Here is a 23,287-nt window from a genome sequence, read left to right on the forward strand (position 1 = left end):
GCGGGTGGAGCGGGCGGATCAGGCCAGGGAGTCCAGCAGCGACTGCTCGAGCATCAGGTCGGCCGCGGTGGTCAGCCAGCCGGCCACCAGGAGCAGCGGCCAGGCCCGCTCCTCGTCCAGCGACGCGGTCCCTGCAGCCAGCCCGGCCTGGGCCACTGCCCGGCACGCCATCGTGTTCATGCCCTGGTGTTCGGCACACCCGGCCCGGAACTGGAGTCATCCGCCTGTGAGATGCCACGGCTCGGCGGCGATCCCGTCGGCCTCCGCCCGGGAGAGGGTCCCCACGGCCACCAGCCGGTCGAGCACGTGCGCCTGCCGCGCGGCCGCCCGCTCCGGGTGCACGAACGGGTCGTAGGCGCTGGGCGCCTGCACGAGCCCGACGAGCACGGTGGCCTGCGCCCAGTCCAGCTCGTCGGGGGCCAGCCCGAAGTAGCCCTCGGCCGCCGCCTGCACCCCGTAGAAGCCGTGGCCGAAGTACACCGCGTCCAGGTACATGCGCAGGAGCTGCTCATCGCGCCACGCCCGGTCGAGCTTGACGGCCAGCACCACGGAACGGGCCCGGGCGCCGGCGTCGGTCGCGCCGTCCTCGTAGAGGACCCGGGCCAGCTGGTGCTGGACCGTCGAACCCCCCAGGTCCCGGCCGAGGACCACCCCGAGCGGCGCCCGGAGCGCGCCGCGCCAGTCGATGCCCGGGTGGGAACCGAAACGGCTGTCCTCGGTCGCCAGCAGAGCCGCGGCGATCCGCTGCGGCACCTCCCCGGTCGACGGCGTGCCACCGAACGCGTCCAGGCGGGCGGCCACCCGCTGCTCGGCGTCGGCCACCCCGGGGGTCACCGCCCAGCCGACGGCGAACGACCCGAGCAGCAGGACGAGCAGGCCGCCCAGCAGCCGGAGGCCGGCCCGCCGGAGGCGGGCACCGCGCGACCGGCGGGGCCGGGACGCGACCGGAGCGGGAGGCACGGGCTGCTGCCGGGGATGCGGGGTCACCGGGTCAGCTCACCGTGCGGCACGGTCCGCGCGCATCGCCCTGCGGGGCGATCGGCAGCCCGGCCGTGATCATCACGCAGGAGGACGGCGCCGCACGGGCGTCGCCCGGTCGGGCCAGCCGACGGCCGCCAGGTCCACCTTCCCGTTCCGCGCCGGCACCCCCTCGGCGGCGAGCAGCTCCAGCTGGCGGGCGCGCACCGGTTCGGCGGCCGAGCCGTCGGCGCGGACGACGCGGTGCCAGGGCACCGCCGCGCCGCCCTGCGCCAGCGCCCGGGCCACTCGGCGGGGCCCGACACCCACCAGCTCGCCGATCGCCCCGTAGCTGCTGACCCGGCCGGCCGGGATCCGCTCGACGACGTCGAACACCGCCTCGTCGACGTCCCTCGGGTCGGGGGGCACGCCCCGATCATGGCAAGCGATGTCCCCCGACCGGACATCCGAAGCCGTGAGATGTCCGCCCAGGGGTCACCGCCCGCCCGCCGCTCAGCCCCGGCGACCGCAGCTCAGCCGCACCCGCCCGCCGCTCAGCCCCGGCGGCCGCAGCTCAGCCGCACCCGCCCGCCGCTCAGCCCCGGCGGCCGCAGCTCAGCCGCACCCGCCCGCCGCTCAGCCCCGGCGGCCGAACCGGGCCAGCAGCCGGCTCTGCGGGTCCGCGGAGGGCGGCACGTCCAGCGGCGGGTCGAAGAGCCCGGGCACGCCGCCGCCGGGGAGCCGCTCGGCGTAGACGAGCGCGGCGGTCACCAGCTCACCGTCCAGCTCGGTGTCCCCGCCGGTGGCGCGGGCCAGGTCCCAGGCGTGCACGGTGAGGTCGGTGGCCATCTCGAAGATGTACTCACCCGCCGGCGTCGGGCCACGCGAGAGGTGGACCGTGTGCCGCAGGGCGTCGTCCGCGGCGAAGGCGGCCAGCGCGCCGTCGGCCGCGGACTCCCAGCCCAGCAGCGGGTCGTCGCCCAGCAAGTCGGTCGTGGCGTCGGGGAACCGCCCCTCGATCGCGTCGTACGGCTCCCCGGCGAGCAGCGGCGGCACCCACAGCGCCTCGTTCACCAGGTGCGCCACCAGGTCGCCCACGGTCCACCCGGGGAGCGACTCGTCCTCCCACTGGTCCGGGGCCACGGCGTCGACCCGGTCGGTGAACTGGTTCTGGGCGCGCTGGAAGAGCTCCAGGAGCTCGACGGGCGAGAAGTCGGCCATGGCGCCAGTGAACATGCCGGGGGCCCGGCCCGCCTCCCCGTGGAGAAGCGGACCGGGCCCCCGGAACACGATGGAACGACCCCTGCGCACGGTCCCGGCCCGAGCAGGTGACGTGCTGGAACCGGCCCTGTCGCAGGGACCCGCGCCGAGCAGGTGACGTGCTGGAACCGGCCCCGTCCCAGGGCCCCGCGGAGCGTGTCGCGGGGAGGGACGGGGTCCTTTCAGTACGTGGGCAGCGCCTTGTCGATGCGGGTGGCCCACGCCGTCACGCCGCCCTGGACGTGCACGGCGTCCTTGAAGCCCGCGTTCTTGATCGCGGCGAGCGCCTCGGCGGACCGGACACCGGTCTTGCAGTGCAGCACGATCGGCTTGTCCTGCGGCAGCGAGGAGAGCGCCCGGCCGGAGAGGATCTCGTCCTTCGGGATCAGCGTGGCACCCGGGATGGACACGATCTCGTACTCGTTGGGCTCCCGGACGTCGATCAGCTCGAAGTCCTTGCCGGCGTCCATCATGTCCTTGAGCTCGTCGACGGTGATCGTCGAGCCGGCGGCCGCCAGCTGCGCCTCCTCGGAGACGACGCCGCAGAACGCCTCGTAGTCGATGAGGCCGGTGATCGGCTCGCCCTCGGGGTCCTTGCGCACCTTGATCGTGCGGAAGGTCATCTCCAGGGCGTCGTAGACCATCAGCCGGCCCAGCAGCGTCTCGCCGATGCCGGTGATCAGCTTGACCGCCTCGGTCGCCTGGATGGCGCCGACCGTCGCGCACAGCACGCCCAGCACGCCGCCCTCGGCGCAGCTCGGGACCATGCCGGGCGGCGGGGGCACCGGGTAGAGGTCGCGGTAGTTGGGGCCGTGCTCGTGCCAGAACACCGACACCTGGCCGTCGAACCGGTAGATCGAACCCCACACGTACGGCTTGCCCAGCAGCACGCACGCGTCGTTGACCAGGTAACGCGTGGCGAAGTTGTCGGTGCCGTCGACGATCAGGTCGTACTCACCGAAGATGTCGAGGACGTTGTCGCTGTCCAGCCGCGTCTCGTGCAGGCGGACGTCGATGAGCGGGTTGATCTCCTTGATGGAGTCGCGCGCGCTCTCGGCCTTGGACCGGCCGACGTCGGACTGCCCGTGGATGATCTGGCGCTGCAGGTTGGACTCGTCGACGGTGTCGAACTCGACGATGCCCAGGGTCCCGACACCGGCCGCGGCCAGGTACATCAGCACCGGCGAACCGAGGCCGCCGGCGCCGACGGCCAGGACCTTGGCGTTCTTCAGTCGCTTCTGACCGTCCATGCCGACGTCGGGGATGATCAGGTGGCGGCTGTAGCGGCGGACCTCGTCGATCGACAGGTCGGCGGCGGGCTCCACCAGCGGTGGCAGGGACACGGATTGCTCCTCGGGTCATCTCGACTGCGGCCCCGGAGGACCAGCGTTCACGCGGAGAACAGCGTGACACGCAGCGGGATTCCCGCGGTCCTCGGCCGGCTGCCGCGGCGGGACCGACCCGCCGTCCTCCCCCGCCGGAGCGCGTCCTCCCTCACCGCAGACCGTGCGGGAGGACGCTCGATGATCAGGTCACCCGATCCCGGCGGAGGGCGGTCAGGGGAAGGGCCAGGCGTTCCTCGCGCACCCCTGCAGGTCCAGGGTCTGCTGCTGCATCACCGGAGCGGGCTGACCGGGCCCGGGGCACTGCACGTGGCCGTTGCCGAGCACGTGGCCGACCTCGTGGTTGACCACGTAGCGCCGGTAGGTGGGGATGTCGCCCTCGTAGTGCGGGACGGCGGTCGCCCACCGGGCCAGGTTGATGACGGCGCGGTCCCCGTAGCGGCACGAGGTGTACCCGCCGGTGCCCACCCCCGGGCAGTAGATCTCCATGCTGCCGGGGCTCACCAGGCTCACCCGGAAGTCGAACGCCGCCCCCGCGCCCACCCGCTGGAACGACAGCCGCCCGTCGTTGCCCCAGGACCGGGGGTCGCCGAGCGTCGCCGTCACCGCATCCGCGAACGCCGCGCCGTCCACGCCGACGCCGTCCTCGACCTCGACGATGAACCGCTGCAGCGGGCCGGTGCCGTGCACCTCGGAGGTGCCGTCGACCAGCGAGAGGCTGCCGGCGCCCTGCTGCACGTACTCCTCCGCCACCGCTTCGGGTGGGGCGGTCTCCGACGGCCCGGCGTCACCCTCGGCCGGGGCCGTCGGTTCGGTCGCCGGCGGCGGTGCCGCGGCGGTCGTGGCGACCGGGGCGGAGGTGGGGTCCGCGGCGGCGGTGGTGGGCGTCGCCCCCGGGGGGTGGAGCACCAGGTCGACGAGGACGGCGACGGTGGCCACCGCCAGCACGGGGACCGCGTAGGCGCGCCAGCCGTGGCGGCGCACGAACCGGCGCAGCCGGCCGCGGGGGCTCCGGTCGTCGCGCCCGGGGCGCGCCGGACCCCGCGGCGAGGGCGGGCGGGGACGTGCCACGGGACGGCCGTCGGTCAGACGTCCTCCCACCGGTCGCCTCCCCGCTCGCTCGCTCCGTCCCCCGGTGCGCTCAGGGTCTCACGCTGCGTGGTCCGTCGGCGACAGCCGGCGGCTCCGCCACGCCCGGCTCGACGCTTCGGCCCTCGACCATCCCGAGCACCGCCCGCGCCGTCGGCTCCGCGGCCTCGAGCATCGCCACGTGGCCGACGCCGTCGAGGAGCAGGAGCCGGCCGTCGGGCACGGTCGCGACCAGGCGCGGGGCGAGCGCCGGGTCGACGAGCCGGTCGCGCCCGCCCCAGACGACCAGGACCGGCACCCGCAGTCCCCGGGCCGCCCGCCAGGCGTTGGCCGGGCCGAGCCGCAGGTAGGAGGTGATCAGGCCGCGCATGCTGCGGGCCAGGGCCCGGTCGGCCCACGGCTGCTGGGCCCGCTCGTGCATCTCCTGGACGGCCTGCTCCAGCCGCTCGCGGGGCACGGCACCGGGGTCGCCGAAGCACATCCGCACCATCGACCGGACGTTCTCGTCGGGGGTGACGGCGGCCAGCCGGCGCTCGGCCAGCGTCGGGACGCCGGGGACGAGCAGGAGCAGCAGCGCGCGACTGAACGCCGGCGGCACCCGGTACACCGGCATGGCCGGGGACACCAGCGTCAGCGTCGCCACGAGGTCCGGGCGCAGGGCGGCGACCAGCAGGCTCACCAGGCCGCCGAGGGAGTTCCCGACCAGGTGCACCGGGCGCCCCTCGCCCGTCCCCGGCTGGGCGACGACGTGCTCGAGGACGTCGACGACGGCCCGGACGTGGCTGCGGATGGAGTACCGGCCGCGCGCCGGGGGCCGCGACCGGCCGAACCCGGGCAGGTCGACCGCCCAGCCGTCGAACCGCACCGCGAGCAGCGCGGCGAGGTCGGTCCAGTTGGTGGAGGCGCCACCGAGGCCGTGCACGTAGAGGGCCCGTTCCCGGGGGTCGTCCGTCGCCGGCCCGTCCTCGACCGGCCCCGTCCACGGAGTGCGGCGCACGAACACCGCTCCGCCGCGGACCGGCACCTCCTCTCCCGGCCACGGCGGCACGGAGGGGCCCAGCACCGGCAGGGGGGTCGTGGAGAGCTGGGCCTCGGACATCGCCGTCGACGGTAACGCTCCGTACCCGTCGGTCGAGCGGAGCCGGGACGCGTCGGTAGCATCCCCCCTGCCATGCAGCCCACACAGCCCGCCGCGGTCAACCGGCGCACCTCCCGGCTGCCGCGCGGCGCGCGGCGGCTCCAGTTGTTGCGCGCGGCCCAGGACGTGTTCGTCGCGCACGGCTTCCACGCCGCGGCCATGGACGACATCGCCGTCCGCGCCGGGGTCAGCAAGCCGGTCCTCTACCAGCACTTCCCGGGCAAGCGCGAGCTCTACCTGGCGCTGCTGGAGGAGCACGTCTCGGAGCTGGCCGACCGGGTCGGCGAGGCGATGGGCCGCACGGCTGACAACCGGGCCCGGGTCGACGCCGCCGTCGGCGCGTACTTCGACTTCATCGACGCCGACGGCGAGGCGTTCCGGCTGGTCTTCGAGTCCGACCTGCGCAACGACGACGACGTGCGCGCCATCGTCGACCGCGGCACGGTCGTGTGCGTCGAGGCGATCGCCGGTGTCATCGCCGCCGACACCGGCCTCGACCCGGAGCGCGCCCACCTGCTGGCCTCCGGGCTGACCGGGCTCTCCGAGACCGCCGCCCGCTGGTGGCTGCCGCGCAAGGGCACGGTCTCCCGCGACGAGGCGGTCTCGCTCATGTCCGCGCTGGCCTGGCGCGGCATCTCCGGCTTCCCGCGCGTGGACGGCGACGCCGGTTCTTGAGCGCCCCCTGCAGGGTCCCGCCGCGATTTCGCGAGTGGTGGGGGGGCAGGGGGTCCTCGGTTTCGCTGACGGCGCACCCGCTCGGCCGGTCCCCGCGGCGCGGTCTGCACTAGCGTTGGGGGCAGTCGCGCAACGAGGAGGCATCGCCCACGTGGAAGTCAAGATCGGCGTCCAGCACTCGCCCAAGGAGCTGGTCATCGACAGCCCCAAGACCCCCGACGAGATCGCGGCCGAGGTGGCCAAGGCCATGTCGGGCTCGACCAAGGACGGCCTGCTGACCTTGGTCGACGAGCGGGGCCGCCAGGTCCTCGTCCCCGTCGACCGCATCGCCTACGTGGAGATCGCGCAGGCCGACCAGCGCCGCGTGGGCTTCATCGCCGGCGCCGGCACCGGCGCCTGACCCCGGGCCGCAAGGCCGCAGGACCACGGAGGGGCGCTCCCGCGATGCGCGGGAGCGCCCCTCTCTGCGTGACAGCACCTCCGGTCGGTTGCGCAGGCCTCGGGTCGCCGCCTGCTGGCCGCGCCGACTGCGACGAACTCGTGGTGATCGCGGCCTGATGGCCACGATTTCGTCGCACTCGCTCGATGCAGCGGCCCGCGCCGAGTAGGCCCCGGAGGCGCGGGGGGAGCGGGGTCCGTCAGGGGTTCAGGCCGAGCGCCTTCATCCGCGTGGTGTGCGCCTGCGTGATGCGCTCGATGAGCCGGCCGATCCCCGCGAGGTCGCCGGTGCCGGAGACGATGAGCTCGGCCAGCCGGTCGTGCTCGGCGATCACGGCCTGCGACCGCGTCATGGCCTCGCCCACGAGACGCCGTCCCCACAGCGCCAGCCGGCCGGCGACCGCACGGTCGGCGGCGATCGCGGCGCGCACCTCGCGGACGGCGAAGTCCGCGTACCCGGTGTCGGCCAGCACCTCGAGCACCAGCCCCCGGTCGGGGTCGGGCAGGAAGCCGGCGATCTCGCGGTAGAAGTCGGCGGCCAGCCCGTCGCCGACGTAGGCCTTCACCAGCCCCTCCAGCCAGGTGCTGGGCCGGGTGCTCTCGTGGAAGGTGTCCAGCGCCGAGACGAACGGCGTCATCGCCGTCGCCGGGTCCACCCCCAGCTCCTCCAGCCGGGCGGTGAGCCGGAAGTGGTGTCCGATCTCGGCGGCGGCCATCCGGGCGAGCGCGGCCCGGCCGGTGAGGGACGGCGCCATGCGGGCGTCCTCGGCCAGCCGGTCGAACGCGGTGAGCTCGGCGTAGGCCAGCACGCCGAGCAGGTCGGCGACCGCCGTGTTCTCGACCGGTGGCACGGCATCTCCTGGGCTCGGGGACGAGGACGCCGCGTGCCCCGGAGGGGTGGTGCACCCGGCAGCGGGGAGCGCGGCGCCGAGAGGCTAACCGGTGCTCGCGCTAGCATGGGAATCGGCGAGCCTCCGGGCACGCTCGTACATCTGTGCGCTGACGACCGCTGGACGACGCCCCCCGGGCTGTCTCCCGGGCCGTGGCGAGGTCCGGTTCTGCTGGCCGCGTCGGCGCAGGAACCGATCCCGCGACACCCGACCCGGGACGGGCGCGAGGCGGCGACACCGCTGCCGCAGCCGGTCCCCCAGCACACCAGAGGCGAGAGCACTGACCTCCATCGAGCAGACCCCCACCACCGCACCCGAGCTGGAGCACGCCGAGACCGGCGCGCCCGCCCCCGAGGAGCTGGAGCAGACCGTCGAGGAGCTCGGCGGCGCCCCCGTCGCCGCCGACAGCCCGCTGTTCAGCGACTTCGACGTGCACCCCGACATCGTCTCCGCGCTGGCCGACGCCGGGATCACCCGCACGTTCGCCATCCAGGAGCTCACCCTGCCGCTGGCACTGGCCGGCAACGACCTCATCGGCCAGGCGCGCACCGGCACCGGCAAGACCCTCGGCTTCGGGGTTCCGATGCTGCAGCGGGTCACCCCGCCGGCGGAGGGTGGCGACGGCGTCCCGCAGGCGCTGGTCGTCGTCCCCACCCGTGAGCTGTGCGTGCAGGTGGCTCGCGACCTCGGCGCCGCCGGCACCACGCGCGGCATCCGCGTGCAGGCCATCTACGGCGGCCGCGCGTTCGAGCCGCAGATCGAGGCGCTGCGCAACGGGGTCGAGGTCGTCGTCGGCACGCCGGGGCGGCTGCTCGACCTGGCCCAGCGCGGCGACCTGATCCTGGGCAAGGTCAAGGCGCTCGTCCTCGACGAGGCCGACGAGATGCTCGACCTGGGCTTCCTGCCCGACATCGAGCGGGTCCTCGCGATGGTCCCCGAGAAGCGGCAGACGATGCTGTTCTCGGCCACGATGCCCGGCCCGATCGTGACCCTGTCGCGGACGTTCATGACCCAGCCGACCCACATCCGCGCGCACGGCAACGACGAGGGCTCGACGGTTCCGCAGACCACCCAGTTCATCTACCGGGCGCACAACCTCGACAAGCCCGAGCTGCTCTCCCGGGTGCTGCAGTCGCGCGACCGCGGCCTGGTGATGGTCTTCTGCCGCACCAAGCGCACCGCGCAGAAGGTCGCCGACGAGCTGGTCGACCGCGGGTTCGCCGCGGCCGCCGTGCACGGTGACCTCGGGCAGGGCGCCCGCGAGCAGGCGCTGCGGGCGTTCCGCAGCGGCAAGGTCGACGTGCTGGTCGCCACCGACGTCGCCGCCCGCGGCATCGACGTCACCGGTGTCAGCCACGTCGTGAACTACCAGTGCCCCGAGGACGAGAAGACCTACGTGCACCGCATCGGCCGCACCGGCCGGGCCGGCAGCACCGGTGTCGCGGTCACGCTCGTCGACTGGGACGACATCCCGCGCTGGCAGCTGATCAACAAGGCGCTGGACCTGGGCTTCGACGACCCCCCGGAGACCTACTCCACCTCGCCGTGGGTCTACACCGACCTGGACGTGCCCGAGGGCGCGAAGGGCCGGCTGCCGCGCTCGCAGCGGACCCGCGAGGGCCTGGAGGCCGAGACCCTCGAGGACCTCGGCGAGACGGGCAAGCGCAACCGCCCGGCCGGTCGTGGCGACGCTCGTGGCCCGGCGGAGCGCCGGGACACCGGCGGCGAGGAGTCCACGGGCGGCGGCAAGAGCCGTCCGCGGCGCCGCACCCGGCGCAGCGGGGGCACCGACGCCGCCGGCGACACGGCCGAGGGTGCTGCCCCGACGGCGACCGACGCCTCCGCCGAGGGCGGGAGCGCCAAGCCGCGCCGCCGGCGCCGCCGCCGCGGCGGTGCCGGCCGGGGCGGTCCGGGCGCCGAGTCCACGGGCGCGGAGAACTCGGGCGCCGACGCCGCGTCCTGACGCCGTGAAACGCGCTGGAACGGCCGCCCTCCAGGGGCCCGCGCCGAGCGTGCGAGGCGTGGGGAGGAGGGTGGTCCTTCTACCGCCCCTGCGGGTGTGGATCTGGACCGCGGCCACGCTCGCGCTCCTCGTCGTCGCCACCCTGCTGTGGCGGGGTTCCGACGCGGCCGCCACCTCCAGCACCACCGCCGCACCGGCCGACGTCCCCCCGGGGGCGCCGGCCGGTGCCATCTCCGAGGCGTGGTCCGCCGCGGCGGACCCGCTGCCCGGCGACGTCGTCGCCGAGGGCCGGGTGCTCGTCGGCTCGCCGCGCGGCGTGCGCGCGCTCGACCCGGTCACCGGCGAGGAGGCGTGGCACTACACGCGGGACAACGCGGTGCTGTGCGGGCTCACCGTCACCGACGGCGTCGCGGTCGCGGTCTTCCGCACCGAGGACCGCTGCGACGAGGCGGTCGCCCTCGACGCCGGGACCGGCGTGCGCGCGTGGACCCGGAACGTGGACTTCCGGCCCGAGGCGACCCTCACCTCCACCGACCGGATCGTGCTGGCCGCCACGCCGACCGGGATCGTCACGCTGGACCCCACCGGCAGCGGCATCCGCTGGCGGTACGTCCCGCCGGAGGGCTGCGAGTTCCTGCAGTCCGCCGCCGGCGACGCGGGCGTGGCGGTGCTGCAGCGGTGCGCCGGCTCCCCCGCCCTGCAGCTACGGCTGATGGACGGCTTCGACGGCGACCTGCACTGGACCCGCGACCTCCCGGCATCCGCACGCGCGACCGAGCTGGTCGGGGCGGACCTGCCGGTCGCCGTGCGCGTGGGCGACGAGGTGCAGCTGCTGTCCTCCGCCGACGGCACGCTGCTCACCACCCTGCCCGCCGATCCCGGGGCAGCGGTGCGGCAGGCGGCCACCGGCACCGCCGTGCTGGTCCTCACCGACGGCACGCTCACCGCGCTCGAGCCCGGATCCGCGCGCCCCCTCTGGTCGGTCCCGGCCACCGGCCTGCCCGGTGGGGCGGCCACGACCGCGGACGGTGCGCCGGCCCTGCCCGTCCCGACGGCCGGCGGGATCGTCCACCGCGATCCCGCGACCGGCACCGAGCTCGGCAGCACGGCGACGCCCGAGCTCCCCGACGGTGCCGTGGTCACCGTCGTCGGCCCCGTCGTGGTGCTCACGCACGCCGGCGAGGTCCGCGCCTACCGCTGAGGCACCACCGGTGCGGCACGGCCGCCGCCGTCGGGGTTCACTGGGCACCATGGTCCTGCCCGGCGGCCCCGATGCCAACGCCATGTCCCTCGCCATCGCGCCCGACGACCTCCGCCAGCTCGCCCAGCACGACGCCGTCCCGCGCACCTTCGCCGGCGGCGCCGGACCGCTCGCCGCCCTGGACACCGGCGGCAGCGCTCCCCGCGGCACGGTGCTGATGGTGGCCGGCTACACGGGCAGCAAGGAGGACTTCGCGCCGCTGCTGCGCCCGCTGGCCGCCGCCGGGTACCGGGTCGTGGTGCTGGACCAGCGCGGGCAGTACGAGTCCCCCGGCCCCGACGACCCGGCGCAGTACTCGGTGGCGATCCTGGGCGACGACGTGCGCGCGGTGGCGCGGGTGCTGCGCGCGGAGTCCAGCGGGCCGCTGCACCTGGTCGGGCACAGCTTCGGGGGGTTGGTGACCCGGGCGGCCGTGCTCGCCGAGCCGGCGCTGTTCACGACGTCCACGCTGCTGGGCTCCGGGCCCTCCCGGCTCACCGGTCGCCGCGCCGAGCTGCTCGACCACCTCGGCCCCCTCCTGGACGCCGGCGGCGTGCCGCTGGTGCACGAGACGCTCGAGCAGGTGGCGATGACCGACCCCAAGGCGCAGGCCGTGCCCGCGCAGACCCGCGCCTTCTACTCCCGGCGGTTCCTGCGCAACTCCGCCGCCGGGCTCCGCGGCATGGCCGACGCGATGCTGGCCGAACCGGACCTGGTGGCCGAGCTGAAGGCCACCGGCGTACCGGTCCTGGTCGCGCACGGGGAGGCCGACGACGCCTGGCTGCCGCACGTGCAGGCCGACATGGCGCAGCGGCTGGGCGCCCGGCACGAGGTCATCGACTTCGCCATCCACTCCCCCGCCGTGGAGAACCCGCCGCGCACCCTCGAGGTGCTGTGCGACTTCTGGTCCAGCGCCGGGGAGCGGTCGTGAGCCGCCTCGCGCCGCTGCCCTCGCCGGACGACTGGACCGAGGAGGAGGACCGGCTCGGCTTCTTCGGCCCGGGCAGCGTGACCTGGCGCATCCACAGCGACCCGGCCTACCACCTCGGCGCGATGGCGTCGCTGATGCTCCAGGCCCTGCACCCGGTGGCGATGGACGGCGTGGCCCGCAACTCCGCCGGCTTCAAGGACGACTGGTGGATGCGGATCACCCGCACCGGCCAGTACATGGAGATCGTCGTCTTCGGCCGGCGGAGCGAGGCCCGCCGGATCGCCGCCCGCGTGCGGGGCTACCACCGGAAGCTGTCGGGCGTCGAGGAGACGACCGGCCGGGCGTACCGGGTCGACGACCCGGACCTGCTGCTGTGGGTGCACACCTGCGCCGTCCGGTCGATCCTGACCACGGCGCGCCGGGCGGGCGTGGCGCTGTCGGACGCGGAGGCCGACCGCTACGTCGACGAGCAGGTGGCCTTCGCGCACCTCGTGGGCGTGCCGCTGGAGACGGTGCCCCGGTCGGTGGCCGAGCTCGACGCGTACTTCGAGGACATCCGCCCCGCGCTGGCCGCCACCCCGGCCGCCCTGAAGGGGATGCGGGACCTGTTCCTCCCGCCGATGCCCGGGTGGCTGCAGGTGCTGACGCCGGCCCGGCCGGTGTGGGGCGGCCTGGCCGGGCTCTGCTTCGCGCTGCTGCCGCCCTGGGCGCGGCAGCTGTACTCCCTCCCGGGGCTGGCGCTGACCGACGCCGCGGCGACGGCCGGGGCCAGGGCGTTCCGGGCCGGGTTCCTGGCGCTGCCCGACCGGGCGTACCGGTCACCGATCGTGCGTGCCGGGTACGCCCGCGTGGCCGAGGCGTCGGCCGCCTAGGAATCGTCCTCGGGGAGGAAGCTCCACGGCTCGCGGGCCGGGCCCGCGGCCTGGCCGGCCGGGCAGCTGGAGCGGAAGTCGCACCACCCGCACTGCCGCCCCGGCACGGCCGGGAAGGCTGCGTCGGGGTCCTCGCCCGCGGCCACCGCCTCGCCCGCCGTCTGGATGTCGATGGCGACGTCCTCGGCCCGCCGCACGTGGTTGGCCAGCGACCGCTCGGTGTGCTCGAAGGCCGCGACCGTGCCGGTGGGCACGTGGTGCAGCTCCACCCGGGTGCAGGCCCGGCGCAGCGTGCGGCGGACGGCGAGGACGTAGAGCGCCAGCGCCTGCGAACCGCGCGCCTCGTCGTCGGTGCTCGGTGAGCGGCCGGTCTTGTAGTCGACGACCACCAGCTCGTCGCCGCGCTCGTCGATGCGGTCCACCCGCCCCGAGAGCGTCATCCGCTCGGTCATCGTGCTCACCGTGCGCTCCCGCGCGCGGGGCTCCTCGGTGGGGTCGACGTCGGCCAGGTAGTCGGTGAGCCAGCCGGCCGCCCGCGACCGCCAGCGGTCGGACTGCTCGTCGTCGCGGAAGCCGGCCGGGCTCCACGCACCGATCAGCAGCTGGCGCGCGGCACCGGGCGTGCGGCGCTCGACCGGCAGATCCCACCACGAGGAGAGCACCTGGTGCAGCGCCGTCCCCACCGTGTGGTGGGCGAACCGCGGGCCGCGCGGCGGGCTGGGCCGGTCGACGTTGGCGAACCGGTAGCGCCGGGGGCAGTCCGAGAAGTCGGCCAGCGACTTCGGCGAGGCGCGCAGCAGCCGGCGCGGCATGCCCGGCAGCACCGCCTGCCCGCCGTCGGTGGGGTTGCGCATGCCGGTCACGGTAGCCGCGGGGGGCGACGCCCCGGCTTCAGTCGCGCCAGGGCGCGGCGCCGGTCCCCGCTGCGACCAGGCGCTCGAACTGCTCCGGGTCGGTGGTGCAGGCACCGAGCGGCGTCTGCTTGTTGGTGCCGTGGTGGTCGCTGGAGCCCGTGACGACCAGGTCGAGGTCGGCGGCCAGCCCGCGCAGGTGGGCGCGCTGCTTTGCGGTGTGGTCGGGGTGGTCGACCTCCAGGCCCAGCAGCCCGGCCGCGGCCATGGCCGCGATCGCCTCGTCGCCGACCACCCGGCCGCGCTTGGTGGCCAGCCCGTGGGCGAACACCGGCACGCCGCCGGCCGCCCGCACGAGGGCGATCCCCTGCCGGACGTCGGTGTCGGCCTTGCTCACGTAGTACGGGCTGCGGTGGTGCAGCAGCCCCGCGAACGCCTGCTCGACGCCGGCCACGACGCCCGCGCGGACCAGCGCCCGCGCCACGTGCGGCCGGCCGACGACACCGCCGCCGGCGTGCTCGACCAGCTCCGGCCAGGACACCGGGTACCCGTCGGCGGCCAGCGCCTGCACGATCCGCTCGGCACGGCTCAGGCGCTCGTCGCGCAGCCGGGCCCGCTCAGCGGCGAACGCCGGGTGCAGCGGGTCGAAGAGGTAGCCGAGCAGGTGCACGCTGACCGGGGGCTGGTCGAGGGGGAACCAGCGGCAGGAGAGCTCCATGCCGGGGACGACGGTCAACCCGGCCGGGCGGTGCTCCTCCGCCGCTGCCCAGCCCGCGGTCGTGTCGTGGTCGGTGAGCGCGACGACGTCGAGCCCCGCGGCCCGCGCAGCGGCGAGCAGCGCGGCGGGGTCGTCGGTGCCGTCGGACACCGAGGAGTGCGTGTGCAGGTCGATCCGCATCACGGCTCAGCCTGCCGCACGCCGGCCCGCGGCACCCGGTGGAGAGCCGCTCACGGCTCGCGCGGCGGGAGCTGCGGGATGGGTTCGGTGTCCCGCCGCCCACCGCTGGCGACCGGTCCGGCCGGCGGCGGCGCCTCCGGGTTCCCCTCGTCGTCGCCACCGGACGCGCTGCCCCAGTCGCTGCCGAACAGCAGGCCGCTGACCTCGCGGTACAGGTCACCGGCGCGCGGCAGGAAGGTGATCTCCGACAGGCCCTGCTGCTGCCCGGCGGACTCGAAGCGGAAGGTCCCGTAGCCCAGGATCTGGCCGAGGAAGGTCTCCTTCCACGTCAGGTCGGTGATCCGGCGCAGCGGCAGCAGGGTGACGGTGCGCACGATGACCCCCGACGTGAGCAGGACCCGCCGTCGGCTGACGATGAAGTGCCGCATCCACCACTCGCCGACGCGCATGGCGTAGGTGAGCAGCGCGGCCAGGACGACGAGCATGCCGACCGTGCTGGTCACCCGGTTCTCCGGGTCCAGCACCAGCAGCCAGCCACCGATCAGCAGCACCGGCAGGAACTTCAGGGTCGGCACGATCAGCACCGCCCAGTGCCGGCGCGTGACCACCACCGCGTCCTCGTCGTCCAGCAGGTACTTCCGGACGTCCTTGGCGGCCCGGGTCGGCAGCCCGGCGGGGGCGCTCACCGGCTCAGACGAGCGAGCCGACGAACTGCGCGAGGGAGGAGGCGGCGTCGCCGAGCGCCTCACCGGCGTTGCGCACCAGCTGCGCCGAGGACTCCGGCGCCTGGATGACGTAGAAGAGGACGAAGGCGATGACCACCCAGGTGAGGACCTTCTTCAGGTTCACCGCCACCTCCGTGGTGTGAGTGAGGCAGCCCGGGCGCCCGGGCCGGCAGGAGGGCCCGCCGGGTGCGGCGGACGCGTTCGTCCCATGGGTAACACAGGCCCCACGGCGGACCCGTCCGACGCGCCGGTCCCCGGCGGCCCGTCCGGTTCCGGCACGTGCGGGTCAGCGGCCGGGCAGCAGGTGCTCCCCGACCGGTCCCAGCGGCAGGTCGGGGTAGATGCGTTCGCGCAGGTCGAGCAGCCGCAGCTCCTCGACCAGCAGCCACGCCGCGCTCATCGGCCACATCACGAGCCACAGCCAGACCCCGTAGGCCTCCCCGACGAAGGCCGCCCGGTCCTCGCGCGTCGGCACCGCCCACAGCGGGGCGTGCTGGCCGGCCGCCTCGACGCCGACCGAGCTCGGCCCGGAGATCACGTCCCCGGGGTCCAGCCCCGGCAGCCCGGCGTAGCCGCACCCGACGCCGGTGCCGGGTTCCTCGGCCACCAGCACGAGCTCCGCGGCGCCACCGAGGGGGCCCGGGCCGGCGCAGTCGACGACGATCGCCCGCGCGTTCGGTTCGCCGCCCCACGCGAGGCCGGTGACCGCCCAGCCCGGCGGGACCGGGTCCGGCACCCAGGCCGGCACGCGGGCGTCGGCGGTGACGGCGGCGATCGCGTCGTGGGCCACCAGCGCGGTGTGGTGCAGCGGGGTGACCGCGCCGTGCACGTGGCACCAGGCGTGCGCCTCGGACCCGTGGCGGACGGCCAGTGGTTCACCGCAGCGCGGGCAGACCGGCGACGCACTCACCGGGACACGGTCGCGGGAGTGGCGCCGATCGTCAAGCGCAGCGCAGGGGGCGGCCCCGCCCGGCGCCGTCGCCGTCGCCGTCGTGCGTAGCCTGCGACGCGTGACCGCCGCCGACCCGCCGGCGGTGCCGTGCGTCGGCGCCGTCGTGCACGACCCGGACCGCCGCCTGCTGCTGGTCCGCCGGCGCAACGAACCCGGGCGCGGGCTGTGGTCGCTGCCGGGGGGTCGCGTCGAGCCGGGCGAGACCGTCGCCGACGCCGTCGAGCGGGAGGTCCGCGAGGAGACCGGGCTGCGCGTGCGCGCCGGCGCGGAGGTCGGCCGCATCCGCATCGGGGCCGGCGCGGTCGTCTACGACGTCGTCGACCTCGCGTGCACGCTGCTGGACCCCGGTGCGCACCCGGTGGCCGGGGACGACGCGGACGACGCCGTCTTCGCCGACGCCGCCACCCTCACCGCCCTGCCGTGCACACCCCGGCTCGTGGAGACCCTGCGCGGGTGGGGCGTGCTGCCGGGCTGACCGGTCAGCACGCCCGCCGACCTCAGCCGCGGGGGGTGGGCTCCGGGCGGCCCGGCTGTTCGCCGCCGCGGGCCTCGCCGTAGGACCGCTTGGGCACCATCACCTTGCGCCGGAAGATGCAGACGACCGTGCCGTCCTGCTTGTAGCCGATGGTCTCGACGTGGACCACGCCGCGGTCGTCCTTGGACTTCGACGGCGTCTTGTCCAGCACCGTCGTCTCGCCGTAGATGGTGTCGCCGTGGAAGGTCGGGGCGACGTGCCGAAGCGACTCGATCTCCAGGTTGGCGATCGCCTTGCCCGAGACGTCGGGGACGCTCATGCCCAGCAGCAGCGAGTAGATGTAGTTGCCGACGACGACGTTCTTGCCGAAGTCGGTCGTCTTCTCCGCGTAGTTCACGTCCATGTGCAGCGGGTGGTGGTTCATCGTGAGCAGGCAGAACAGGTGGTCGTCGTACTCGGTGACGGTCTTCCCGGGCCAGTGCTTGTAGACGGCCCCGACCTCGAACTCCTCGTAGTACCGACCGAACTGCATCTCGCTGGCTCCCGACGTCGACGCTCTAGGACGGCGTGATCCTACGGAGGAGGCACGGTCTGCATCCGCGGGCGCCCGGTCAGAGCAGCTCGAGCACCGGACCGATCTCCTGCGTGGCGTACCAGCCGAGCTCGTGCCCCTCGGCCTGGTCCACGACGAACTGCGCGTCCTCGCTGCCGAGGTCGGCCTCCAGCACGACGGCGACGGCGGCGCGGACGTCGTCCTCGGCCTCGGCGTCGTCGAGGTGCGCGCTGGCCACGTCCTCGACCCGGATCTCGTGCTCGACGCGGGCGGCGCCGGGGTCGACGTGCGGGTCGTCCATCGGGGTCACCGCGGCGTCGGGCACGTCGGCGGCGAGCACCGCCCGGCGGCGGGCGGCCAGCGGGTCGAGGTCCAGCAGCCGCAGGCTGGCGCGCGCCGCGGCCAGGAGGGCGGCGTACTCCAGTTCCTCGGTGTCGGCCTCCGCGTCGCTCACCGCGTAGAAGCGGCGCAGCTGAGGGGTGATCGCGAAGACGGTCTGCGGAGCGGTCAGCCGCCCCTCGTCGACCAGGGTGCGGAGCACGTTCGTCGTCGCCGGCAGGTACACGCGCACCCGGTCGACCCCCTTCTTCGGTGGAAGGACGACCGTAGCCGCCGCCGGACGGCGGCTCAGGTCGAGGTCTCGACCAGCCCCGCGACCTCCTGCTCGATGAGGTCGGCGAGCACCTCGACGTCGCTGACGCTGTCCCGGTCGGCGTTGAGCCCGAAGAACACCGTGCCGTCGTAGGAGGTCATGCCGATCGAGAGCCCCTGCCCCCGGGCCAGGGGCACCACCGGGAACACCTCGAGCACCCGGCCGCCGGCGGCGTACAGGGGCAGCTGCGGGCCGGGGACGTTGGTGACCACCAGGTTGAACAGCCGCCGGGAGAGACCCCGCGCCGCACGGGCGCCGAGCGCGTGCAGCGTCGACGGCGCGAAACCGGTCAGCGCGATCAGGCTGTCCGCGCCGACCGACCGACCGTGCTGGGTCAGCCCGCGCATGGCGTAGGTGAGCCGCGCGAGGCGGACCCGGGGGTTGGGCTCGCCGACCGGCAGGTCGACCAGGTGCGAGGTGACCTGGTTGCCACCGGCGCCGTCCTCGTCCTGCACCGACACCGGCACGAGGGCGCGCACCGACGTGCCGCCGACCAGCGGCTCGCCGCGGGAGAGCAGCCACTCCCGCAGGGCGCCCGCGACGACGGTCAGCAGCACGTCGTTGACCGTCCCGCCGTGCGCCTTCCGGACCCGCTTGAGGTCGTCGAGGTCGGCGCACGCCACCGCGACCCGGCGCTGCCGCCCGATCGGCGCGTTCAGCGGGCTGTGCGGAGCCGGGAGGATCGCCGAGCGGGCCGTGCGCACCAGCCCGCCGGCGACGCCGCCGACCCGCACGGCGGTGGCCCGCACGTCCGTGACCGCCGAGCGGGCCAGCTCGACGAGCGAGGACGGGCGGCGGCGGTAGTCCTCGAAGGCCGCCCACACCAGCTCCGGACCGGAGGGCGGACGGCGGGGCCGCCACTCGGCCGGCTCGGGCGCCGGCGCGTCCGGGGAGACGTCCAGCAGCACCTGGCCGATGTCGACGGCGCCGAGCCCGTCCACCAGCGCGGGGTGGGTCTTGGTCACCACCGCGACCCGGTCCCCCTCCAGCCCCTCGACGAGGTAGGCCTCCCACAGCGGGCGCCGGCGGTCCAGGGGCCGGGACATCAGCCGGGAGACCAGGTCGAGCAGCTGCTGCTCGGTGCCCGGCCGCGGCAACCCCGACCGGCGCAGGTGGTAGGTGATGTCGAACTCGGGGTCGTCGACCCAGACGGGGTTGCCGAGGTGACCGGGCACCTCCGCCACCCGCTGCCGGTACCGGGGCACCAGGGACAGCCGCGCCTCGACCAGCGCCGCCAGCGCGTCCAGCCCGCCCGGGGGCGTCTCGAGGACGAGCACCCCGCCGACGTGCATGGGGGTGCCGGGTTCCTCGAGGTACAGGAAGGAGGCCTCCAGGGTGCCCAGCCGCTCGACCATCGTCTGCCTCCCTGCGTGATCCCTCACGCTACGTCGCGGACGACGATCCGGACACCCGGCGGTCAGCCCGCCCGCCGGGTGCGCAGCGAGACGCGCCGGCCCGCCGCCGGCGCGGGTACGCCGGCGAGCTGGGCGGCGAGCGCGCGCAGCTCCGCGCGCAGGGGAGAGCCCGGTGAAGCCTCGGCGAGGGTGCGGCCGACCGCGAGCGCGGCATCGGTCGCGCGCCGGTCCGCCGGCAGGTAGGAGCGGGGACGGCGGCCGGTGAAGCGCTCCAGCGCGTCACCGACCTCCTGCCGCGGGTCGCCGGGCACCGGCCCGCGGCGCAGCTGGTTCACCACGAGCACGGGCTCGACCTCGGGCAGCACGTCGCGCAGCTGGTCGAGGGCCCGCACGCACCGCTGGAGGGCGACCGGGTCGGCGCCGGAGACGCACAGCACCGTGTCGGCGTGCTCCAGGACGGCCAGGGTGGCGCCGTTGCGGCGCGGCGCCGCGGTGTCGTAGGAGAGCTCCTCGTCGTCCTCCACGCCGAAGGCGCAGTCCACGACGGTGAGCTGCGCGAGGTGGCGGGCCTCGTCGAGCACCGCGGTGACACCGGCCGGGCGCAGCTCGGGCCACCGGTCGGCGCGGGCGAGGCCGGTGAGCACCCGCAGGTCCGGCCGGACCGCCCACGCCAGCGACGCGAGCGCCGCGCCGTCCAGGGTCCCGAGACCCGCCTGCCGGGCCGCGCCGGCGAGCCCGGGTGACTCGTCGAGCAGCCCGAGCACCTGGGCGACCACGCCGCCGTGGACGTCGGCGTCGACCAGCAGGGTGGGTACGCCCAGCCGGGCGGCCTCGTCGGCCAGCCCCACCGCGACCGTCGTCCGGCCCGGCGCCCCGGTCGGGCCCCACACCGCCACCACGCGGCCCCGCTCCCCCGGCGGCCGTTCCGGCTCCACGGGGAGAGCGGGGACCGGGAGCGCCGCGCGGAGGTCGGCCACGTCGTGACCGGGCGCCGGCACGCCGGCGACCGCGTCCCGCAGCGCCTCGGCGATCAGCTCCGGGTCGGCGTCCGCCGGCAGCACCTGGGCGACCCCGAGCCGGCGCAGCCGCTGCGCCGCGGCCTCGTCGCCGGGTTCGACCAGACCCACGACCGCGACGCCGGCCGCGCGCAGCCGGGCGACCGCGTCGCCGTCGAGGCGGCGCAGCTCCGCGGACAGCAGCGCTGCCTGACCGGTGCCGGTGGCGGCGGCGGCCAGCAGGTCGGAGACGTCCACGCAGCGCCGGACGACGGTGACGCCGTGGTCGTCGCGGTCGAGGGCACCGACGAGCTCGGACTCCCAGCCGGCGCCGGTGACGGCGGTGAAGACCTGGAGGGCCATCAGCCGGTCGGCCCCGCCGGCGCGGGCGCGCCCTCGGTCGCCACGGCCGGTGCCGGAGCGGGCGCCGGGGTCGTCGCTGTCGCGCGTGCCTGGCCGGCACGGGCCACGGCGGCGGTGCTCCCGTCCGCCGTCGCACCGGCGGGGTGGGCGACCACCACGAGCGGCCGCCCGGCGATGGACGCCAGCACGTCCGCGGCGTCGTCGGCCGCCACGCCGACCACGATCTGCACCGTGGTGGTCGGCGTCGAGAGGACACCCTCGGCGCCGCCCGACATGGCCTGCACGGGTGCGGCACCGACGACGAGCGCGACGCTGCCCAGGTCCGGGCCGGTGGCGCCGGCCGCGGGGTCGGCGACGGCGTACACGTCGACCAGCTGCCCGCGGCGCAGACCCGGGGGCACGTAGCCGGCCTGGACCGGCAGGGCGAGCTGGACGAGGTCCGATGGCTCCTCGAGGGCCGAGCGGGGCAGCAGCTCACCGGCCCGCACGCCGCGGGAGAGCGCGCCGCCCTCGGGGCGGGTGCTGCCCGAGAGGTACTTCTCCGCGGCGCCGTCGAGCCGGACGTCGACGACCACCAGGTCCTCGGCGGTCAGCACCGTCCCGGCGGCCAGGTCGTCCGCGGCGCTCCAGACCGGCACGGTGGCGTCCGCGGCGCTGACCACCCGCGCGCCGAGGAGCACCGAGGCGAGGACGAGCAGCACGCCGAGCACGAGCCGGAGGTCCAGCCAGCCGGGCGTCCGGACCCGCCGTGGGGTGGGCCCGGCCGGCAGCTCGGCAGGGCCGGGGACGGCGCCCGGGGTGCGCACGGCGGTCACGCGACCTTCTCTCTCTGCCAGCACGTCTCCGGCCCGTTCGGGCGCGCCGACCCGCCGGTGCGGGCCGTTGACGGCATCGGGACGCCGATGATGCGGTACGCGTGCGAACTCGTGCACCCGTCGTCCACACGTTCGGGTGTGGACGACCGCCACGGACCACCGGCACGGCTGACAGACTGGCCCGCGAACGGATGGAGACGCCGATGCCCACGCCCCGCTTCCTGACCCTCGACGACGTCGCGGAGATCCTCAACGTGTCGTGGTCGCAGGCCTATGCGCTGGTGCGCCGCAAGGAGCTGATCGCGATCCAGATCGGCGGGCGCGGCCAGTGGCGCGTCGAGGTCGACGAGCTCGAGCGCTTCATCCAGCAGAAGTACGCCGAGGCCCGCGCCGGCACCGTGCCGGCCGCCGAGGCCACCGCGGGCGCCGCCGGCCCCGACTCCTCGGAGCAGCGGGGCTGACCGCTCAGCCCCACCCGGGCGCCAGGGTGCGCACCACCGCCACCGCGTCGACGACCACCGCCGAGACCCGGCGCACCGCGTCCGGGCGTCGCGGCTGGTCCGCCGCGTGCTCGGCCACCTCCACGTAGTCGGCCCCCACCCGGTCGATCGTCCCGGTCAGCTGCGTCCCGTCGTCCAGCACGAGCTGGACGGCGCTGCGGTCCCGCGCCAGGCCGCGCAGCGCACGGCGCAGGTCCAGCCGCGCCCGCACCGGTCCCGGTTCCTCGGCCGCCGCGGTCCAGCGACCAAGCCCGTCCACGGCCCGGACCGCCGCCACCGCCACCAGCTGGTCCCGTCCCCGGTCGTCGGCGAGCAGCAGCCAGTCGGTCCCCTGCGCGGCGAGCACCCCGCGGATCCGCCCGGCTCCCCGGCACGTCACCACGAGCTCTGCGCCGACCGATCCCCCGATCCGCTCGGCCAGCCGCACGGCACCGATCTCCGCGCGGGCGCGTGAGGCCCACTCCGCCCGGTCCTGCGCGTCCTCCGCGGCCTCGAACTGCGCCTGCAGGTCCGCGAACAGCTGCTGCCACCGCATGCCGCACAGCCTAGATCGTGTTACTCACTTGCGTTTGCTTGCGTTTGGTTGCTTTAGTGACGCAACGTCAACGCGGAGGAGGGCCTGGTGTCGGTGCGACGACTGCTCGCGGCGGGCCTCGGCATGGCCGGCCTCGCCGCCGTCCTGGCGCTGCTGGCCTCGGCGCCACCCGTCTCGCTGGCCGCCCTCGCCGCCGCGCAGCGCACGGCCGACACCGCGGGGCCCGACGTCCTGGTGGTGCACCTGGTGGGCCTGCTCGCGTGGGCGGTGTGGGGATGGGGTGCGCTCGGTCTCGCACTCACCGTGTGCTCGGCGCTGCCCGGGGCCGCCGGCGCCCTCGCCGGCGGTGCGCTCCGCGGCGTGCTGCCCTCCGGCGCCCGCCGCGCCGCCGCGCTCGTCCTGGGCGTCGGGCTGGTCATCGCGCCACCGATGCCGGGGGCAGCGGTCCCGGGGCTGCCGATGACGACGGCCGCCGCGGCGGACGGGATGCCGGCTCCCCCGGCCGCGCCGTCCGCGCACGCCGTCCCCGACTGGCCGGCGTCGGCTGCCGTGCCCGTGCGGGACGGGGGCGTGAGCACCGCCCCCGTCCCGGACTGGCCGCCGGCTCCTGCGCCCGGGGAACACGTCGTCCTGCGTGGCGAGTGCCTCTGGCGCATCGCCGAGGGCCACCTGGCGCGCACGCGGGGGCATGCGCCGTCCGACGCCGAGGTGGCGACCGCCGTCACGGCCTGGTGGCAGGCCAACGCCGAGGTGATCGGCCCCGATCCCGACCTGCTGCTGCCCGGCCAGGTGCTCCGGCCGCCGGCCCTGCCGTGACCCGCC

28 protein-coding genes are annotated in these 23,287 nt (G+C 75.8%); 9 read left to right on the forward strand and 19 right to left on the reverse strand.

The genetic code is table 11. The annotated features are described in order from the left end of the window. Positions 1-18: 18 nt before the first annotated feature. From BMW62_RS22390 to BMW62_RS00760, 7 genes are all read right to left on the reverse strand, one after another. Positions 19-180, reverse strand: a complete 162-nt coding sequence (locus tag BMW62_RS22390) for a hypothetical protein (protein WP_170852150.1) — start codon at positions 178-180, stop codon at positions 19-21. A gap of 36 nt (positions 181-216) precedes the next feature. Beyond that, positions 217-960, reverse strand: coding sequence for a biosynthetic peptidoglycan transglycosylase (locus BMW62_RS00735; RefSeq protein WP_170852157.1), 744 nt, complete (start codon positions 958-960; stop codon positions 217-219). A gap of 99 nt (positions 961-1,059) precedes the next feature. Continuing rightward, complete coding sequence (locus tag BMW62_RS00740) at positions 1,060-1,386, reverse strand: MGMT family protein (protein WP_091928919.1); 327 nt, start codon at positions 1,384-1,386, stop codon at positions 1,060-1,062. Between the two features lie 207 nt (positions 1,387-1,593). Further along, complete coding sequence (locus BMW62_RS00745; protein ID WP_091928920.1) at positions 1,594-2,178, reverse strand: TIGR03086 family metal-binding protein; 585 nt, start codon at positions 2,176-2,178, stop codon at positions 1,594-1,596. Between the two features lie 221 nt (positions 2,179-2,399). After that, positions 2,400-3,560, reverse strand: a complete 1,161-nt coding sequence (moeZ, locus tag BMW62_RS00750; protein WP_091928921.1) for an adenylyltransferase/sulfurtransferase MoeZ — start codon at positions 3,558-3,560, stop codon at positions 2,400-2,402. A 213-nt stretch (positions 3,561-3,773) separates the two neighbouring features. Continuing rightward, on the reverse strand, positions 3,774-4,631 hold the full coding sequence (locus BMW62_RS00755; RefSeq protein WP_091928922.1) for a DUF3152 domain-containing protein: 858 nt from the start codon (positions 4,629-4,631) through the stop codon (positions 3,774-3,776). 70 nt (positions 4,632-4,701) lie between these two features. After that, positions 4,702-5,748: an alpha/beta fold hydrolase gene (locus BMW62_RS00760; RefSeq protein ID WP_091928923.1), complete on the reverse strand. Its 1,047-nt coding sequence runs from the start codon at positions 5,746-5,748 to the stop codon at positions 4,702-4,704. Positions 5,749-5,820: 72 nt separating this feature from the next. Between BMW62_RS00760 and BMW62_RS00765 the strand changes: the two genes are divergently transcribed. Both BMW62_RS00765 and BMW62_RS00770 read left to right on the forward strand, forming a co-directional pair. Then, positions 5,821-6,462, forward strand: a complete 642-nt coding sequence (locus BMW62_RS00765; protein WP_091928924.1) for a TetR/AcrR family transcriptional regulator — start codon at positions 5,821-5,823, stop codon at positions 6,460-6,462. A gap of 151 nt (positions 6,463-6,613) precedes the next feature. Continuing rightward, positions 6,614-6,862: a DUF3107 domain-containing protein gene (locus tag BMW62_RS00770; RefSeq protein ID WP_091928925.1), complete on the forward strand. Its 249-nt coding sequence runs from the start codon at positions 6,614-6,616 to the stop codon at positions 6,860-6,862. 238 nt (positions 6,863-7,100) lie between these two features. On the opposite strand, the gene BMW62_RS00775 is transcribed toward BMW62_RS00770, so the two are convergent. Beyond that, the gene (locus BMW62_RS00775) at positions 7,101-7,751 is read right to left on the reverse strand and encodes a ferritin-like fold-containing protein (RefSeq protein ID WP_091928926.1); all 651 of its coding nucleotides are present in this window, start codon (positions 7,749-7,751) and stop codon (positions 7,101-7,103) included. 469 nt (positions 7,752-8,220) lie between these two features. Between BMW62_RS00775 and BMW62_RS00780 the strand changes: the two genes are divergently transcribed. The 4 genes from BMW62_RS00780 (at position 8,221) to BMW62_RS00795 (ending at position 12,796) form a co-directional block, all read left to right on the forward strand. Beyond that, a complete protein-coding gene (locus BMW62_RS00780) occupies positions 8,221-9,753 on the forward strand; it encodes a DEAD/DEAH box helicase (protein ID WP_244523756.1) in 1,533 nt (510 codons plus the stop codon). 94 nt (positions 9,754-9,847) lie between these two features. Then, positions 9,848-10,954 carry an outer membrane protein assembly factor BamB family protein gene (locus tag BMW62_RS00785; RefSeq protein WP_244523757.1) on the forward strand — a complete coding sequence of 369 codons (1,107 nt, stop codon included), beginning with the start codon at positions 9,848-9,850 and terminating at the stop codon, positions 10,952-10,954. 49 nt (positions 10,955-11,003) lie between these two features. After that, positions 11,004-11,924 carry an alpha/beta fold hydrolase gene (locus tag BMW62_RS00790; RefSeq protein WP_091928928.1) on the forward strand — a complete coding sequence of 307 codons (921 nt, stop codon included), beginning with the start codon at positions 11,004-11,006 and terminating at the stop codon, positions 11,922-11,924. After that, the gene (locus tag BMW62_RS00795; protein ID WP_091928929.1) at positions 11,921-12,796 is read left to right on the forward strand and encodes an oxygenase MpaB family protein; all 876 of its coding nucleotides are present in this window, start codon (positions 11,921-11,923) and stop codon (positions 12,794-12,796) included. The genes BMW62_RS00790 and BMW62_RS00795 overlap by 4 nt, the downstream gene beginning before the upstream one ends. Here BMW62_RS00795 and BMW62_RS00800 read toward each other — a convergent pair. From BMW62_RS00800 to BMW62_RS00815, 5 genes are all read right to left on the reverse strand, one after another. After that, positions 12,793-13,650, reverse strand: a complete 858-nt coding sequence (locus BMW62_RS00800; RefSeq protein WP_244523758.1) for a RecB family exonuclease — start codon at positions 13,648-13,650, stop codon at positions 12,793-12,795. The two genes, BMW62_RS00795 and BMW62_RS00800, sit on opposite strands and share 4 nt — an antisense overlap. 37 nt (positions 13,651-13,687) lie before the next feature. Continuing rightward, positions 13,688-14,545: a PHP domain-containing protein gene (locus BMW62_RS00805; protein WP_091928930.1), complete on the reverse strand. Its 858-nt coding sequence runs from the start codon at positions 14,543-14,545 to the stop codon at positions 13,688-13,690. A 50-nt stretch (positions 14,546-14,595) separates the two neighbouring features. Then, complete coding sequence (locus tag BMW62_RS00810) at positions 14,596-15,231, reverse strand: PH domain-containing protein (RefSeq protein ID WP_091928931.1); 636 nt, start codon at positions 15,229-15,231, stop codon at positions 14,596-14,598. A gap of 4 nt (positions 15,232-15,235) precedes the next feature. After that, positions 15,236-15,394, reverse strand: a complete 159-nt coding sequence (locus tag BMW62_RS22395) for a hypothetical protein (RefSeq protein ID WP_170852158.1) — start codon at positions 15,392-15,394, stop codon at positions 15,236-15,238. A 162-nt stretch (positions 15,395-15,556) separates the two neighbouring features. Then, positions 15,557-16,180 carry a DUF6758 family protein gene (locus tag BMW62_RS00815; protein ID WP_091928932.1) on the reverse strand — a complete coding sequence of 208 codons (624 nt, stop codon included), beginning with the start codon at positions 16,178-16,180 and terminating at the stop codon, positions 15,557-15,559. A 100-nt stretch (positions 16,181-16,280) separates the two neighbouring features. Here BMW62_RS00815 and BMW62_RS00820 point away from each other — a divergent pair, with 100 nt between their 5' ends. Beyond that, the gene (locus BMW62_RS00820; RefSeq protein WP_091928933.1) at positions 16,281-16,697 is read left to right on the forward strand and encodes an NUDIX domain-containing protein; all 417 of its coding nucleotides are present in this window, start codon (positions 16,281-16,283) and stop codon (positions 16,695-16,697) included. 22 nt (positions 16,698-16,719) lie between these two features. Here the strand turns inward: BMW62_RS00820 and BMW62_RS00825 are convergent, their stop codons facing one another. The 5 genes from BMW62_RS00825 to BMW62_RS00845 all read right to left on the reverse strand — a co-directional run bounded on the left by BMW62_RS00825 (position 16,720) and on the right by BMW62_RS00845 (position 21,430). After that, positions 16,720-17,229, reverse strand: coding sequence for a MaoC family dehydratase (locus tag BMW62_RS00825; protein ID WP_091928934.1), 510 nt, complete (start codon positions 17,227-17,229; stop codon positions 16,720-16,722). 79 nt (positions 17,230-17,308) lie between these two features. Then, positions 17,309-17,821: a DUF6912 family protein gene (locus tag BMW62_RS00830; protein ID WP_091928935.1), complete on the reverse strand. Its 513-nt coding sequence runs from the start codon at positions 17,819-17,821 to the stop codon at positions 17,309-17,311. Positions 17,822-17,877: 56 nt separating this feature from the next. Further along, a complete protein-coding gene (locus BMW62_RS00835; protein ID WP_091928936.1) occupies positions 17,878-19,257 on the reverse strand; it encodes a WS/DGAT/MGAT family O-acyltransferase in 1,380 nt (459 codons plus the stop codon). A 62-nt stretch (positions 19,258-19,319) separates the two neighbouring features. Continuing rightward, a complete protein-coding gene (locus BMW62_RS00840) occupies positions 19,320-20,615 on the reverse strand; it encodes an AAA family ATPase (RefSeq protein ID WP_091928937.1) in 1,296 nt (431 codons plus the stop codon). After that, complete coding sequence (locus tag BMW62_RS00845) at positions 20,615-21,430, reverse strand: SAF domain-containing protein (RefSeq protein WP_091928938.1); 816 nt, start codon at positions 21,428-21,430, stop codon at positions 20,615-20,617. Before BMW62_RS00845 ends, BMW62_RS00840 begins: the two co-directional genes overlap by 1 nt. A 203-nt stretch (positions 21,431-21,633) precedes the next feature. On the opposite strand from BMW62_RS00845, the gene BMW62_RS00850 reads away from it, so the two are divergent. Further along, positions 21,634-21,891, forward strand: coding sequence for a helix-turn-helix domain-containing protein (locus BMW62_RS00850; RefSeq protein ID WP_091929152.1), 258 nt, complete (start codon positions 21,634-21,636; stop codon positions 21,889-21,891). A 4-nt stretch (positions 21,892-21,895) separates the two neighbouring features. Here BMW62_RS00850 and BMW62_RS00855 read toward each other — a convergent pair whose 3' ends face one another. Next, the gene (locus BMW62_RS00855; RefSeq protein WP_091928939.1) at positions 21,896-22,465 is read right to left on the reverse strand and encodes a hypothetical protein; all 570 of its coding nucleotides are present in this window, start codon (positions 22,463-22,465) and stop codon (positions 21,896-21,898) included. Between the two features lie 87 nt (positions 22,466-22,552). On the opposite strand from BMW62_RS00855, the gene BMW62_RS00860 reads away from it, so the two are divergent. Next, positions 22,553-23,281, forward strand: coding sequence for a LysM peptidoglycan-binding domain-containing protein (locus BMW62_RS00860; protein ID WP_091928940.1), 729 nt, complete (start codon positions 22,553-22,555; stop codon positions 23,279-23,281). The last annotated feature ends 6 nt before the right edge of the window (positions 23,282-23,287 follow it).

Origin of the sequence: Blastococcus sp. DSM 46786 (assembly GCF_900109665.1) — a bacterium.
GTDB classification, from domain to species: domain Bacteria; phylum Actinomycetota; class Actinomycetes; order Mycobacteriales; family Geodermatophilaceae; genus Blastococcus; species Blastococcus carthaginiensis.